This is a genomic window from Bacillus cereus group sp. MG20, from assembly GCF_040459885.1.
Lineage (GTDB): Bacteria > Bacillota > Bacilli > Bacillales > Bacillaceae_G > Bacillus_A > Bacillus_A cereus.
In genome coordinates this window covers 1,230,428-1,245,996 of sequence record NZ_JARVHF010000001.1, presented here as the reverse complement: position 1 = coordinate 1,245,996, position 15,569 = coordinate 1,230,428, and the positions used below count along the sequence as shown (strand labels likewise).

Below are 15,569 nucleotides of genomic sequence, written 5' to 3'. Positions count from 1 at the left end.
AGGATTTGAAATGGGAAAAATAGCATTTCTTTTTCCGGGCCAAGGTTCACAGGCAGTTGGAATGGGTAAACAATTAGCAGAGAATAATAAAGAGGTTGCAAAAGTGTTTGCAAAAGCAGATGAGGTGTTGGAAGATTCACTTTCAGAAGTGATTTTTGAAGGACCGCAGGAAAAGCTTACATTAACAACAAATGCGCAGCCTGCATTATTAACAACGAGTTTTGCTATTTTGACAGCTTTGAAAGAGTATGACATTACACCTGACTTTGTCGCTGGTCATAGTTTAGGTGAATATAGCGCTCTTGTAGCAGCTGGTGCATTAACTTTTGAAGATGCGGTATATGCTGTAAGGAAACGCGGGGAATATATGGAAGAAGCTGTTCCGGGCGGGGAAGGTGCAATGGCAGCTATATTAGGTGCTGACCCACATATGCTGAAACAAGTTACAGAAGAAGTAACAAGTGAAGGATATGCAGTGCAAATCGCTAATATGAATAGTACGAAGCAAATTGTAATTTCTGGAACGAAGCAAGGCGTAGAGCTTGCTTCTCAAAGAGCGAAAGAAAATGGTGCAAAGAGAGCAATTCCACTAAAAGTAAGTGGGCCATTCCATTCTTCACTTATGAAGCCGGCAGCTGAGAAGTTCCAAAGTGTTTTGAATGAAATTACAATTCATGATACGAATATTCCTGTTATTGCAAATGTTACGGCGGATGTTATTACACGTGGTGCCGACATTCAAGAAAAGTTAATCGAACAGCTTTATTCGCCTGTATTATGGTACCCGTCTATTGAATGTATGGTGAAGCAGGGAGTAGATACATTTATTGAAATTGGGCCTGGAAAAGTACTTGCTGGACTTATGAAGTCAATTGATTCATCAGTGAAAGCATATGCGATATATGATGAAGAGACATTAAAAGATACCATTTCAAATTTGAGAGGAGAAAACTGATGTTAAAAGGGAAGGTAGCATTAGTAACTGGCGCTTCACGTGGAATTGGTCGCGCGATTGCGATCGATTTAGCGAAACAAGGGGCAAATGTAGTAGTAAATTATGCAGGTAATGAACAAAAAGCAAATGAAGTAGTAGATGAAATTAAGAAATTAGGTTCTGATGCAATTGCGGTAAAAGCAGATGTTGCAAATGCTGATGATGTTACAAATATGGTGAAACAAACAGTAGACACATTTGGACAAGTTGATATTCTTGTAAATAATGCTGGTGTAACAAAAGATAATTTATTAATGCGTATGAAAGAAGAAGAATGGGATACAGTTATTAATACAAACTTAAAAGGTGTATTCTTATGTACAAAAGCAGTATCTCGTTATATGATGCGTCAACGTCACGGTAGAATTATAAATATCGCTTCTGTTGTGGGTGTTATAGGAAACCCAGGGCAAGCTAATTATGTTGCTGCTAAAGCGGGTGTTATTGGATTAACAAAAACATCTGCAAAAGAGTTAGCAAGTCGAAATATTACTGTGAATGCAATTGCGCCAGGCTTTATTGCGACTGATATGACTGATGTACTAGATGAGAATATTAAAGCCGAAATGTTAAAAGTTATTCCAGCTGCTCAATTTGGTGAAGCGCAAGATATCGCGAATGCTGTAACGTTTTTTGCTTCTGATCAAAGCAAATATGTTACAGGTCAAACGTTAAATGTTGATGGCGGTATGGTAATGTAATAAAAGAATCGATTTCACCTAGTTTTTTTGGTCAATATTTAATATAATATTTGAGGGGAGGTGAATGGAATGGCAGATGTTTTAGAACGCGTAACAAAAATCATCGTTGATCGTTTAGGAGTAGAAGAGACTGAGGTAGTACCAGCTGCAAGCTTCAAGGAAGATTTAGGAGCAGACTCCCTAGATGTAGTAGAACTTGTAATGCAATTAGAAGATGAATTCGAAATGGAAATTTCTGATGAAGATGCTGAAAAGATTGCTACTGTTGGCGATGCTGTGACTTACATAGAGAGTCATCTATAATGCTTAAGTGAAGTCCCGTTTTTTAGCGGGGCTTTCTGGCTTATATCTGGAGGGACCTATGCCGTACCGAAAATATAGAGAAAAAAAATACGAAACAAAATATCGTGAAGCATTTAAAGTGTTTCAAGAAAAGATAGGTATTACGTTTACAGATGAAAAATTATTGATTCAAGCATTTACGCATTCATCGTATGTGAATGAGCATCGAAAAAAACCGCATGAAGATAATGAGCGTCTTGAATTTCTTGGAGATGCAGTATTGGAACTTACTGTATCGCAGTATCTGTTTCAAAAATATCCGACAATGAGCGAAGGAGAGTTAACAAAACTACGTGCAGCTATTGTATGTGAGCCATCTCTTGTTCGTTTTGCGAACGAATTGTCATTTGGTAGCCTTGTTTTATTAGGAAAAGGTGAAGAAATGACAGGTGGACGTGAACGACCAGCTTTATTAGCGGATGTCTTTGAAGCGTTTATTGGTGCCCTTTATCTTGATCAAGGGTTAGAAACAGTTTGGGAATTCTTAAAAGAAATTGTATATCCGAAAATTAATGAGGGTGCTTTTTCTCATGTGATGGATTATAAGAGTCAGTTACAAGAATTGATTCAGCGTGATGGTAGTGGCAATGTTGAGTATCAAATTTTGCAAGAAAAAGGACCAGCTCACAATCGAGAATTTGTGTCACGTGTTACGTTAAATAACGTAGCTTTAGGTCTTGGTAGTGGTAAGTCGAAAAAAGAAGCAGAGCAACAAGCTGCTGCAGAAGCATTGAAAAAATTAAAAGAACAACTATAAGGAATCCCCCTTTGAATGAGGGGGATTCCTTGTGCATAGAATGAAACTTTCTTTTTGTTTGTAAATAAAAAGAAGGTAAATCCGTATAATAGCTTGTTTTTGTATAGAGAACATTTATAACGACGGAGAATAGGAGGAAGGCCTTTCGTGTTTTTAAAAAGATTAGAAATAGCAGGGTTTAAGTCTTTTGCTGAGCGTGTATCTGTTGATTTTGTCCCGGGTGTAACTTCTGTAGTAGGACCTAATGGAAGCGGGAAAAGTAATATTACTGATGCAATTCGCTGGGTACTTGGTGAACAATCTGCAAAATCATTACGTGGTGCAAAGATGGAGGATATTATTTTTGCAGGCAGTGATACGAGGAGAGCGGTTAATGTTGCTGAAGTAACAATAACTTTAAATAATGAAGATCAACGTTTACCAATTGAATACAATGAGGTGTGTGTAACACGTCGTGTATCTCGTTCAGGTGAAAGTGATTTTTATATTAATAAACAATCATGTAGATTGAAAGATATTATTGATTTATTTATGGACTCTGGTATGGGAAGAGAAGCTTTTTCAATTATTAGCCAGGGGAAAGTGGAAGAGATTTTAAGTAGTAAGTCAGAAGAGCGTCGAGGTGTATTTGAAGAAGCGGCAGGCGTACTAAAATACAAACTTCGCAAAAAGAAAGCTGAAGGAAAATTAGAAGAAACACAAGAAAACTTAAATCGTGTACAAGATATAATTCATGAATTAAGTAGTCAAGTAGAACCTTTAGAAAGACAAGCTTCTATTGCGAAAGATTATCTTGAGAATAAAGAAGAATTAGAGAAAGTAGAAGCTGCGCTTATTGTCCATGAAATTGAAGAATTGCATGAGAAATGGGAAGCACTTCGAAATCAGTTTGGGCATAATAAAAACGAAGAAGCTAAAATGTCAACGAATTTACAAAAAAGTGAAGAAGAACTTGAGGAATTACGAGGACAATTACAAGCGGTAGATGAGTCTGTAGACTCGTTGCAAGAGGTACTTCTTCTTTCTAGTAAAGAGCTAGAAAAACTAGAAGGGCAGCGCGAGTTGTTAAAAGAGAGAAAGCAAAATGCTACGACGCATTGTGCGCAACTTGAGCAGTTAATTGTTGAATTAACAGAGAAAGCTAAAATTTACGATGGTGAGATTGAGTCAAGTACAGAAGCTTTAATGCAATTTGTGAATGAAGTAAAAGAGTTGGAGCAAAAATTGCATGATAATGAGCAATTGCTTGCTACTTTTGCTGACAATTTAGAGGAACAGATTGAGAATTTAAAAGGTGACTATATTGAACTTTTAAATCAACAAGCTAGTCATCGCAATGAATTATCTATGATTGAAGAACAATCTAAACAGCAAACGTCTAAAAACGAGCGTCTAGATGAAGAGAATGCGAAATATGTAGAAATGCGTATGGAAATTACAGCGAAAAAGACGAAACTTGTAGAAAGTTACGAACAAGCGAAAGAAAAAGTAGCTGGCATTCTCTCAAACATACAGAAGACAGAGGCGGCACTTGGGAAATGTAAGACGCAGTATAGTGAAAATGAAACAAAACTATACCAAGCATACCAATTTGTGCAACAGGCACGTTCTCGAAAAGAAATGCTTGAAGAGATGCAAGAAGATTATTCTGGCTTCTATCAAGGTGTACGTGAAGTATTGAAAGCTAGAGAAAATAGGTTGCAAGGTATCGAGGGTGCTGTTGCGGAACTGTTAACGGTTCCGAAAGAATACGAAGTTGCAATGGAAATCGCTCTAGGTGCAGCGATGCAGCATATTGTTGTACAAACAGAGGAGCATGCTCGTAATGCGATTGCATTTTTAAAGCAAAATAAACATGGACGTGCAACGTTTTTACCGCAAGCTGTTATTAAAAGCAGATCGTTATCATTTGAGCAATTACGCATTGTAAATCAACACCCATCGTTTGTAGGTGTGGCGGCAGAACTTGTGCAGTACAACAATAAATATGAAAATGTAGTTTCAAATTTATTAGGTACTGTTATTGTTGCGAAAGATTTACGCGGAGCAAATGAGTTGGCGAAACAACTGCAATACCGTTATCGCATTGTAACAATTGAAGGTGACGTAGTGAATCCTGGCGGTTCTATGACTGGTGGGGCGGTAAAACAAGCGAAATCTTCTTTATTAGGACGCCAACGTGAACTGGAAGAGTGGACTCGCAAGTTAACTGATATGGAAGAAAAAACAACGAAGTTAGAAAACTTTGTTAAAGCAGTAAAACAAGAGATTCAAGAAAAAGAAGTGAAAATACGCGAACTAAGGCAAACTGTAGAAGTGGATCGTGTAGAAGAGCAGAAATTAAGAGAAGAGATTAATCGTTTAGAATTAGAAGAACATCGTATTAATGACCGCTTGTCTATTTATGATTTAGAGATTGAAGGGTTTTTACAAGATCGAGTAAAAATGCAAGGGCGTAAAGAGGAGTTAGAAGGGATTTTAGCGAATCTTCAAGCTGATATCACTGAGTTAGATAGTAAAATTGTAGCTTTAACAAAACAAAAAAGTGAGCAACATTCTTCGAAAGAAAAAGTTCAAAAAGAAATGACTGAATTAAAAGTGCTGGCAGCTGAAAAGCAACAACGCTTATCTAATCAAAAAGAAAAAGTTGAACGATTGACGAAGGAAAAAGAAGAAACGGATGCGACACTTGTAAAAACGAAAGAGGATTTAGCATTCTTAAAACAAGAAATGACATCTAATTCAAGTGGTGAAGAGCAAATTACGAATATGATTGAGAAGAAAGCGTATGATCGTAATCAAACTTCAGAATTAATTCGCTCTCGTCGTGAACAACGTGTATCGTTGCAAGAGAGAGTAGAACATTTAGAACGCAATTTGAAAGAAACGACAGGTAAACATAAATATATTCTTGAAATGTTGAAAGATCAAGAAGTGAGAATAAACCGACTTGATGTAGAGTTGGAAAATAGATTACAACATTTACGTGAAACATATACGATTTCATTTGAAGCGGCGAAACTAAAATATACAATGACAATGCCTGCAGAAGATGCGCGTAAGAAAGTAAAATTAATCAAATTATCCATAGAAGAGTTAGGTACAGTGAACCTAGGGGCAATTGATGAATATGAACGTGTAGCGGAGCGTCATACATTCTTACTAGAGCAGAGAGACGATCTAGAAGAAGCGAAAACGACATTGCACCAGCTTATTACCGAAATGGATGAAGAAATGAAAAAACGCTTTTCTACTACGTTTGAAGGCATTAGAATGGAATTTCAATCGGTATTCTCTGAATTATTTGGAGGCGGTAGAGCGGATTTAGTAATGACTAATCCAGAGGATTTACTAAATACGGGTATTGATATTGTAGCACAACCGCCAGGGAAGAAATTGCAGAACTTAGGTTTACTTTCAGGTGGAGAGCGTGCTTTAACGGCAATTGCGCTTTTATTTGGTATTTTAAAAGTGCGCCCAGTACCGTTCTGTGTACTAGATGAGGTAGAGGCCGCCCTTGATGAAGCGAATGTAGCTCGTTTTGCACAGTATTTAAAGAAATTTAGTGATGAGACGCAGTTTATTGTAATTACACATAGAAAAGGTACAATGGAAGAGTCTGATGTGTTGTACGGTGTAACAATGCAAGAATCAGGGGTATCTAAACTTGTTTCGGTTCGTTTAGATGCCGGAGAAGAACTTATTGCAAGTGAATAGGAAGGATGGGAAAGTATGAGTTTTTTTAAAAAACTAAAAGAAAAAATTTCAAAACAAACGGATACAGTTACAGAGAAATTTAAACACGGATTAGAAAAAACTAGAAATTCATTTGCGGATAAAGTGAATGATTTAGTGTATCGTTACCGTAAAGTGGACGAAGATTTCTTCGAAGAGTTAGAAGAAATCTTAATTGGTGCAGACGTTGGCGTTGCGACGGTAATGGAATTAATTGATCAATTGAAAGAAGAAGTACAACGTCGTAACATTCAAGATCCAAAAGAAGTACAAGCTGTTATTTCAGAAAAACTAGTGGGAATTTACAAAGGTGACAGCGATTTTAGTAACGAAATTAATATGCAAGAGGACCAATTAACGGTTGTTTTATTTGTTGGTGTTAACGGTGTAGGAAAAACGACAACAATTGGTAAACTGGCGCATAAGTTTAAATCAGAAGGTAAGTCAGTCCTATTGGCAGCAGGAGACACATTCCGTGCTGGGGCGATTGAACAATTAGAAGTATGGGGCGATCGTGTTGGTGTAGAAGTGATTAAACAAGGATCTGGATCTGATCCAGCGGCGGTTATGTATGACGCTGTACAAGCTGCGAAAGCACGTAAGGTAGATGTATTACTATGTGACACAGCAGGACGCTTGCAAAATAAAGTAAACTTAATGAAAGAGTTAGAGAAGGTGAAGCGTGTAATTGAGCGTGAAGTACCAGGTGCTCCTCATGAAGTATTGCTTGTTATTGATGCAACAACAGGACAAAACGGTTTAAGCCAAGCGAAAACATTCCGGGAGGCAACGAATGTAACTGGTATTGTTTTAACGAAGTTAGATGGAACTGCTAAAGGTGGTATTGTATTAGCGATTCGTAACGAAATGGATGTACCGGTGAAGTTTGTTGGATTAGGAGAGCAAATGGATGATTTGCAGCAGTTTGATCCAGAACAATATGTGTATGGTTTATTTGCGAACTTAGTAGAAACAGAAGAAGTATAAGCGAAAGAAGCGGTATTTCCGCTTCTTTTTCTATAAAAATATATGATGTTAAGAAAAAAACTTGACACTCTTTTGGACTCCATGTAAACTAATTCATGTAAAGGGAAATCACTTAACAAAGGATGATCCAACATGCTCGAAAAAACAACGAGAATGAACTATTTATTTGATTTTTATCAATCGTTGTTAACGCAAAAACAAAGAAGTTATATGTCGCTTTATTATCTAGATGATTTATCTCTTGGTGAAATTGCGGAAGAATTTGATGTAAGTCGCCAAGCCGTGTATGATAACATTAAACGGACTGAAGCGATGCTTGAAGAATATGAAGAAAAATTAGTATTACTTCAAAAGTTTCAAGAGCGACAGCGACTTGTTGCAAAGCTAAAACAGCTAATCAGCGAAGAAGAGCATGTGAATGAAGAAATGAAACAAGTTGTTGAAGCTATCGAAAAATTAGATTAGGAGGGCGGCAATATGGCATTTGAAGGATTAGCCGACCGACTTCAACAGACAATGCAAAAAATCCGCGGCAAAGGAAAAGTTTCTGAAGCCGATGTGAAAGAAATGATGAGAGAAGTTCGTCTAGCTCTTTTAGAAGCAGATGTTAACTTTAAAGTAGTAAAAGATTTTGTGAAGCGTGTGTCTGAACGTGCTGTCGGACAAGATGTAATGAAAAGTTTGACACCTGGACAACAAGTAATTAAAGTTGTACAGGAAGAACTTACAGAACTTATGGGCGGAGAGCAAAGCAAAATTGCTGTTGCTAATAAGCCACCGACTGTTATTATGATGGTTGGTCTGCAAGGTGCGGGTAAAACAACGACGACAGGTAAGCTTGCGAATTTGCTTCGTAAAAAGCATAATCGTAAACCGATGCTTGTTGCAGCTGATATTTACCGTCCAGCAGCAATTAAACAGCTTGAAACATTAGGGAAGCAATTGGACATGCCTGTATTTTCTTTAGGAGATCAAGTAAGTCCTGTTGAAATTGCGAAACAAGCGATTGCAAAAGCAAAAGAAGATCATCATGATTATGTTTTAATCGATACAGCGGGTCGCCTGCATATTGATGAAGAACTAATGGATGAATTAGCGAAAGTTAAAGAAGTTGCGAAACCGGATGAAATTTTCCTTGTTGTCGATGCGATGACGGGACAAGACGCGGTAAATGTTGCACAAAGTTTCCATGAACAGTTAGGTTTAACAGGTGTTGTATTAACGAAATTAGATGGTGATACGCGCGGTGGTGCTGCATTGTCTATTAAGGCTGTAACAAACACACCGATTAAATTTGCTGGTATGGGTGAAAAACTAGATGCAATTGAAGCGTTCCATCCAGAGCGTATGGCATCCCGTATTTTAGGGATGGGCGATGTCTTAACATTGATTGAAAAAGCGCAAGCTACAGTTGATGAAGAGAAAGCAAAAGAACTTGAGCAAAAAATGCGTACGCTTTCGTTTACGCTTGACGATTTCCTAGAACAACTTGGACAAGTGCGTCAACTTGGGCCGCTTGATGAATTGTTAGGAATGCTTCCTGGTGCAAATAAAATTAAAGGGCTGAAAAATGCGCAAGTTGATGAAAAACAAATTGGGCATATTGAGGCAATTATTCGTTCTATGACTAAATTAGAACGAGAACAACCGGAAATAATCAATGCTAGTCGCAAAAAGCGCATTGCCAAAGGTAGCGGTACAACTGTACAAGAAATCAATCGTCTAATCAAACAATTCGATGACATGAAAAAAATGATGAAGACGATGACTGGAATGCAAAAAGGCAAGAAAAAAGGACTAGGTGGATTGAAGTTTCCATTCATGTAAGGAAAAAAAGATGGCTCTGTTAAGAAAAAATACTTTACAAAGCAATAGTCTTTTTGCTAATATAATTATCTGTGTGAAATAAATTCGGAGGTGCTTTATAAATGGCAGTTAAAATTCGTTTAAAACGTATGGGAGCTAAAAAAACTCCTTTCTATCGTGTAGTTGTTGCAGATTCTCGTTCTCCTCGTGACGGACGTTTCATTGAGGAAATCGGAACTTACAATCCAGTTGCTCAACCAGCTGAAGTTAAGATCAACGAAGAAGCAGCATTAAAATGGTTAGGAAATGGTGCTAAACCATCTGATACAGTTCGTAACTTATTCTCTAACCAAGGTATCATGGAGAAATTCCACTTATCTAAACAAGGTAAGTAATTGAGGCAATGACTATGAAGAAGTTAGTCGAGACGATTGTCAAGCCTCTTGTCGATCATCCTGAAGATGTAAAAGTTACACAGGAACTTTACAACGGAGAGATAAAGTATCGATTAACTGTACATCCTGAGGATGTTGGAAAAGTCATTGGAAAGCAAGGGAGAGTTGCGAAAGCGATTCGAATGCTCTTGTATTCAGTGGGACATCATAATGATGAAAAAGTAACACTGGAAATTCAATAAACGTAAAAAGGGCGAGGAGTTATTCCTCTCCCTTTTTTAACATTTAAATAGAGATTGCATGTTCCATCTATGAAATGGAGATGCTTAATTTATATAGAAACCAGGGGTGACATACTATTTATGACAAAATGGTTTAACGTAGGGAAAATTGTAAATACTCATGGCGTAAGAGGAGAAATCCGTGTTATTTCTCGTACTGATTTTCCAGAAGAGCGATATAAAGTAGGAAACACACTATACATATCGAATGAGAAAGACACAGACTACCTTCCGGTGAAGGTAACTTCTCATCGCCAACATAAGACATTCGATTTATTAACATTTGAAGGATATAACAATGTAGATGAAGTAGAGAAGTTTAAAGGTTCTTTAATAAAAGTACCAGAAGAGCAGTTAGGCGAACTTGCTGAAGGTGAATACTACTATCACGAAATTATTGGTTGCAGCGTTGTAACGGAAGAAGGAGAAGCGCTAGGGACAATCAAAGAAATTCTCTCTCCTGGTGCAAATGATGTTTGGGTGATTAAACGTCCGAAGGGTCAAGATCTTTTAATTCCTTATATTGATGACGTTGTACTTCAAGTTAATATTGAAAATAAATTAGTAACCATTCATGTAATGGAAGGGTTGCTATAATGAAAATTGATATTTTAACGTTGTTCCCAGACATGTTTACCGGTGTATTTGGATCTTCTATATTAAAGAAGGCGCAAGAAAAAGAAGCGGTAAACCTTCGTGTTGTTAACTTTCGTGATTATACAACAAGTAAGCATAATAGCGTAGACGATTATCCTTACGGCGGAGGAGCTGGTATGGTGCTTACTCCTCAGCCTATTTTTGATGCTGTAGAAGATTTGACGAAAGAGACAGAGTGTAAGCCGAGAGTTGTCTTAATGTGTCCGCAGGGCGAAAGATTTACGCAGAAGAAAGCGGAAGAGCTTGCAGAGGAAGAACATTTGATCTTTGTATGTGGGCATTATGAAGGGTATGACGAACGAATTCGTGAGCATCTCGTAACGGATGAGATTTCTATTGGTGACTATGTATTAACGGGCGGAGAATTAGCTTCTATGGTTATTACTGATAGTGTTGTACGTCTCTTGCCAGGCGTGCTAGGAAATCATGCTTCACAAGTGGAGGATTCGTTTAGTACAGGTTTATTAGAGCATCCTCATTATACACGTCCGGCTGATTTTCGTGGTATGAAGGTACCGGATGTATTAATGTCAGGGAATCATAAAAATATTGACGAATGGCGACATAAGGAATCTTTGCGCCGTACGTATACGCGTAGACCTGATTTGTTAGATGATAGAGATCTATCTAAACAAGAGAAAAAATGGCTTGAGGAAATAAAGCGAGAGCAGTAATAACTTCATATATTTGCTATTGCAACAGGCCTAGTAATATGCTATTATAACATTTGTGCTACTGAAATCAGTAGCCGTATTAACGATGTTCCGCTGTAATTTATTAAGACTTTATAAGAGCATCTGTTTAAAGGAGAGAATTTAATATGCAACAATTAATCGCAGAAATTACAAAAGGCCAATTAAAAACTGACCTTCCTTCATTCCGTCCTGGTGACACTTTACGTGTACACGTAAAAGTTGTTGAGGGAACTCGTGAAAGAATTCAGCTTTTCGAAGGTGTTGTAATTAAACGTCGTGGTGGCGGAATTAGTGAAACATTCACAGTTCGTAAGATTTCTTACGGTGTAGGTGTTGAGCGTACATTCCCAGTTCACACGCCAAGAATCGCGAAAATCGAAGTACTTCGCCGTGGTAAAGTACGTCGTGCTAAGTTATACTACTTACGTAACCTTCGCGGTAAAAAAGCACGTATTAAAGAAATTCGATAAGACATGTATGGGAGCTTGTAAATGCACAAGCTCCCTTTTTCCAATCTATATGAAATTTTGGTATAATACGAACAGCTTACATAACCGTGGAGGGGAAATGCATGAAAAAAGAGAAGAGTTCACTTTGGGAATGGATTAAAGCAATTTTGATTGCTGTTGTATTAGCTGGTGTTATTAGACAGTTTTTCTTTGCTCCAATTCTCGTAGACGGGGTATCGATGGCACCTACTTTACATGATCGTGATCGAATGATTGTGAATAAAATTGGTTATCACATTGGAGATCCAAAACGCTTTGATATTATCGTATTTCGAGCAACAGAAGATAAAGATTACATTAAGCGCATTATAGGCCTGCCAGGCGATGAAATAGAGTATCGTAATGATAAACTGTATGTTAACGGAAAGGCTTATGAGGAGCCGTATTTAGACAAGCAGAAAAAGCAAATTGCTGACGGACCGCTTACATATGATTTTAATCTTGAAGAAATGACAGGCAAGAAAACTGTCCCAAAAGATCAATTATTTGTTTTAGGTGATAATCGTCGTTTTAGTAAAGATAGCCGTTCAATCGGTACGATTTCAAAGGATCAAGTAATTGGTAAAGCCAATATGTTATATTGGCCGTTAGAAGACGCACGTATTGTGAAATAAATGAAAAAGAAGGTGGCAACATGGTAATTCAATGGTTTCCAGGGCATATGGCGAAGGCTAGACGCCAAGTAACGGAGAAATTAAAATTAATTGATGTTGTAATTGAGCTTGTAGATGCTCGATTACCATTATCATCTCGAAACCCAATGATTGATGAAATCATTACACATAAGCCGAGGCTTGTTGTTTTAAATAAAGCGGATATGGCAGATGATCGTTTAACAAAACAATGGATCGCATATTTTAAAGAAAAAGGCCATATGGCAATTTCGATTAACGCGCAAGCTGGACAAGGTATGAAAGAAATTGCAGCAGCTTGTAAAGTGCTTGTTAAAGAAAAATTTGATAAAATGGTTGCAAAAGGTATTAGACCGAGAGCGATTCGCGCATTAATTGTAGGTATACCAAATGTTGGTAAATCTACATTAATTAATAAATTGGCAAAGAAAAATATTGCTAAAACAGGAGATCGTCCAGGTGTGACAACAGCTCAACAATGGATTAAAGTTGGGAAGGAAATGGAATTGTTAGATACGCCAGGTATTCTGTGGCCTAAATTTGAAGATCAATTAGTGGGTCTTCGCTTAGCGACGACGGGTGCAATTAAAGATTCAATTTTAAATTTACAAGATGTAGCTGTTTACGCATTACGTTTTATGGAGAAACATTATCCAGAACGCTTGAAAGAACGTTACAATTTAAATGAGATTCCAGAAGATATTGTGGAATTATTCGATGCAATTGGAAAAAATAGAGGCTGCTTAATGGGCGGCGGAATGATTGATTATGATAAGACATCTGAGCTTGTACTTCGTGAGCTTCGTGGTGGCAAACTTGGAAAAATGACGTTTGAGACACCGGAAGAGTTTGCAGAGCAAGTAGAAGATGTGGAAAAAATAGAAGAAGTATAAGACGTGCGTTTGTGCGTCTTTTCTTTTTGGATACGTTTAAAAAGGAGCTTGTATAAATGCAAACAATGACGATAAAAGAAGCGGAAAATGTATTGAAAGAAATTATGAATGAAGAAGATGATCGCTTTCAACTGTTAATGAAAGATGAGCGAAAAGGCGTTCAAAAGCTCGTTTTGAAGTGGTATAAACAAAAAGAGTTAGAACAGAAAGAAAAAGAGAAGTTTTTTGAAATGTCCAAGTATGAAAATGCTTTGCGTGAAAAAGGGGTCACGTATATCGCAGGTATTGATGAAGTAGGGCGCGGGCCATTGGCTGGGCCTGTTGTGACGGCAGCTGTCGTTCTTCCTGAGGATTTTTATATTCCAGGGTTAAATGACTCAAAAAAGCTGAGTGAAGCGAAACGTGAGCGTTTTTATGATGAAATAAAAGTACAAGCGATTGCAATTGGAGTTGGAATTGTATCACCGCAAGTTATTGATGAAATTAATATTTACCAAGCAACGAAACAAGCGATGTTAGATGCTGTTGCAAATTTATCTTATACACCCCAACATTTATTAATTGATGCGATGAAGCTTCCCACACCAATTCCGCAAACTTCAATTATTAAAGGTGATGCGAAAAGTGTTTCGATTTCAGCTGCATCCATTATCGCAAAAGTAACGAGAGATCGTATGATGAAAGAACTGGGAGAGAAGTATCCTGAATACGGATTTGAGCAACATATGGGATATGGCACAAAGCAACATTTAGAGGCAATTGAAGTGCATGGAGTATTAGAGGAACACCGAAAGTCATTCGCGCCAATTAAAGATATGATTCAAAAATAAGCTGTAAATATACAGCTTATTTTTTATTTTGGCATATAAACATTACTATTTCCGAAAAAGAATAAAGCGATTTCAGTTTTCTGACACTTTATTGTAGACAGCGTGCCAATCATCTTATACAATGGCAATGTAATGTTTTTTAAACATTAAAAAACTTTTCGAGTAAAACAGGAAAACAGGGGAGGATGGGACCATGAATATCCATGAGTACCAAGGTAAGGCAGTCCTTAGAAGCTATGGGGTTAGCGTTCCGAACGGGAAGGTTGCATTTACAGTAGAAGAAGCTGTAGAAGCAGCGAAAGAATTAGGAACAGATGTATGTGTAGTGAAAGCACAAATTCACGCTGGTGGACGCGGCAAAGCTGGCGGAGTAAAAGTTGCAAAAAATTTAGATGAAGTTCGTACATATGCAGAAAGCATTTTAGGAACTACACTTGTGACACATCAAACAGGTCCTGAAGGTAAGGAAGTAAAACGCTTACTTATCGAAGAAGGTTGCGATATTAAAAAAGAATATTATGTAGGTCTAGTTTTAGATCGTGCAACTTCTCAAGTTGTTTTAATGGCTTCTGAAGAAGGCGGAACAGAAATTGAAGAAGTAGCAGAAAAAACACCTGAAAAAATCTTTAAAGAATATATTGATCCGGCAGTAGGCTTACAAGGTTTCCAAGCGCGCCGAATTGCATTTAACATCAATATTCCAAAAGAGCTTGTAGGACAAGCTGTGAAGTTTATGATGGGCTTATACCGTGCGTTTATTGAAAAAGATTGCTCTATCGCTGAGATTAACCCACTTGTTACAACAGGTGAAGGTAAAGTTATGGCACTAGATGCAAAATTAAACTTTGATTCTAATGCGTTATATCGCCATAAAGACATTTTAGAGCTTCGTGATCTTGACGAAGAAGATGCAAAAGAAATTGAAGCTTCAAAATACGACTTAAACTACATTCCTTTAGATGGAAATATCGGTTGTATGGTTAATGGTGCAGGTTTAGCGATGGCTACAATGGATATCATTAAACATTACCACGGTGACCCAGCTAACTTCTTAGATGTTGGTGGCGGTGCAACTGCTGAAAAAGTTACAGAAGCATTCAAAATTATCCTTTCTGACAAAAATGTAAAAGGTATCTTCGTTAACATTTTTGGTGGCATTATGAAGTGTGATGTTATTGCAGAAGGTGTTATTGAAGCAACGAAACAGGTAGGTCTTGAGTTACCTTTAGTTGTACGTCTTGAAGGTACAAACGTAGAACTAGGTAAGAAAATTTTAAATGAGTCTGGCTTAAATATTGTTGCAGCAGAATCTATGGCAGACGGTGCACAAAAAATTGTTTCACTAGTGGGCTAAT

17 protein-coding genes are annotated in these 15,569 nt (G+C 37.5%); all 17 read left to right on the top strand.

The features are described 5' to 3' along the window. Positions 1 to 10 precede the first annotated feature (10 nt). The 17 genes from fabD to sucC all read left to right on the top strand — a co-directional run bounded on the left by fabD (position 11) and on the right by sucC (position 15,568). Complete coding sequence (fabD, locus tag QCI81_RS06200) at positions 11 to 955, top strand: ACP S-malonyltransferase (protein ID WP_071729801.1); 945 nt, start codon at positions 11 to 13, stop codon at positions 953 to 955. Continuing rightward, entirely contained in the window at positions 955 to 1,695 is a 741-nt protein-coding gene (fabG, locus tag QCI81_RS06195; RefSeq protein ID WP_000911769.1) for a 3-oxoacyl-[acyl-carrier-protein] reductase, read from the top strand. The genes fabD and fabG overlap by 1 nt, the downstream gene beginning before the upstream one ends. A gap of 69 nt (positions 1,696 to 1,764) precedes the next feature. Next, positions 1,765 to 1,998 carry an acyl carrier protein gene (acpP, locus tag QCI81_RS06190; protein ID WP_000786062.1) on the top strand — a complete coding sequence of 78 codons (234 nt, stop codon included), beginning with the start codon at positions 1,765 to 1,767 and terminating at the stop codon, positions 1,996 to 1,998. A gap of 58 nt (positions 1,999 to 2,056) precedes the next feature. Then, positions 2,057 to 2,794 (top strand): ribonuclease III, encoded by a 738-nt coding sequence (gene rncS, locus QCI81_RS06185; protein ID WP_001146875.1) that lies wholly within the window; start codon positions 2,057 to 2,059, stop codon positions 2,792 to 2,794. A 147-nt stretch (positions 2,795 to 2,941) separates the two neighbouring features. Beyond that, a complete protein-coding gene (gene smc, locus QCI81_RS06180; protein WP_071729803.1) occupies positions 2,942 to 6,511 on the top strand; it encodes a chromosome segregation protein SMC in 3,570 nt (1,189 codons plus the stop codon). Positions 6,512 to 6,526: 15 nt separating this feature from the next. Next, positions 6,527 to 7,516, top strand: coding sequence for a signal recognition particle-docking protein FtsY (ftsY, locus tag QCI81_RS06175; RefSeq protein ID WP_000007642.1), 990 nt, complete (start codon positions 6,527 to 6,529; stop codon positions 7,514 to 7,516). A gap of 132 nt (positions 7,517 to 7,648) precedes the next feature. Then, positions 7,649 to 7,981 carry a putative DNA-binding protein gene (locus tag QCI81_RS06170; RefSeq protein ID WP_000891062.1) on the top strand — a complete coding sequence of 111 codons (333 nt, stop codon included), beginning with the start codon at positions 7,649 to 7,651 and terminating at the stop codon, positions 7,979 to 7,981. Between the two features lie 12 nt (positions 7,982 to 7,993). Further along, the gene (gene ffh, locus QCI81_RS06165) at positions 7,994 to 9,343 is read left to right on the top strand and encodes a signal recognition particle protein (RefSeq protein ID WP_000863460.1); all 1,350 of its coding nucleotides are present in this window, start codon (positions 7,994 to 7,996) and stop codon (positions 9,341 to 9,343) included. A 101-nt stretch (positions 9,344 to 9,444) separates the two neighbouring features. Next, positions 9,445 to 9,717 (top strand): 30S ribosomal protein S16, encoded by a 273-nt coding sequence (gene rpsP / locus QCI81_RS06160; RefSeq protein ID WP_000268750.1) that lies wholly within the window; start codon positions 9,445 to 9,447, stop codon positions 9,715 to 9,717. Positions 9,718 to 9,731: 14 nt separating this feature from the next. Next, positions 9,732 to 9,959 (top strand): KH domain-containing protein, encoded by a 228-nt coding sequence (locus QCI81_RS06155; RefSeq protein ID WP_000737399.1) that lies wholly within the window; start codon positions 9,732 to 9,734, stop codon positions 9,957 to 9,959. A gap of 120 nt (positions 9,960 to 10,079) precedes the next feature. Then, positions 10,080 to 10,595 (top strand): ribosome maturation factor RimM, encoded by a 516-nt coding sequence (rimM, locus tag QCI81_RS06150; RefSeq protein WP_000170272.1) that lies wholly within the window; start codon positions 10,080 to 10,082, stop codon positions 10,593 to 10,595. Next, positions 10,595 to 11,329 carry a tRNA (guanosine(37)-N1)-methyltransferase TrmD gene (trmD, locus tag QCI81_RS06145; RefSeq protein ID WP_098818442.1) on the top strand — a complete coding sequence of 245 codons (735 nt, stop codon included), beginning with the start codon at positions 10,595 to 10,597 and terminating at the stop codon, positions 11,327 to 11,329. The genes rimM and trmD overlap by 1 nt, the downstream gene beginning before the upstream one ends. Positions 11,330 to 11,475: 146 nt before the next feature. After that, complete coding sequence (gene rplS / locus QCI81_RS06140) at positions 11,476 to 11,820, top strand: 50S ribosomal protein L19 (protein WP_001186516.1); 345 nt, start codon at positions 11,476 to 11,478, stop codon at positions 11,818 to 11,820. 101 nt (positions 11,821 to 11,921) lie between these two features. Beyond that, complete coding sequence (gene lepB / locus QCI81_RS06135; RefSeq protein WP_000711852.1) at positions 11,922 to 12,473, top strand: signal peptidase I; 552 nt, start codon at positions 11,922 to 11,924, stop codon at positions 12,471 to 12,473. Positions 12,474 to 12,493: 20 nt separating this feature from the next. Next, entirely contained in the window at positions 12,494 to 13,384 is an 891-nt protein-coding gene (ylqF, locus tag QCI81_RS06130; RefSeq protein WP_000236702.1) for a ribosome biogenesis GTPase YlqF, read from the top strand. Between the two features lie 56 nt (positions 13,385 to 13,440). Continuing rightward, entirely contained in the window at positions 13,441 to 14,214 is a 774-nt protein-coding gene (locus QCI81_RS06125; RefSeq protein ID WP_001194269.1) for a ribonuclease HII, read from the top strand. A 193-nt stretch (positions 14,215 to 14,407) separates the two neighbouring features. Next, the gene (gene sucC, locus QCI81_RS06120; RefSeq protein ID WP_001020790.1) at positions 14,408 to 15,568 is read left to right on the top strand and encodes an ADP-forming succinate--CoA ligase subunit beta; all 1,161 of its coding nucleotides are present in this window, start codon (positions 14,408 to 14,410) and stop codon (positions 15,566 to 15,568) included. The last annotated feature ends 1 nt before the right edge of the window (position 15,569 follow it).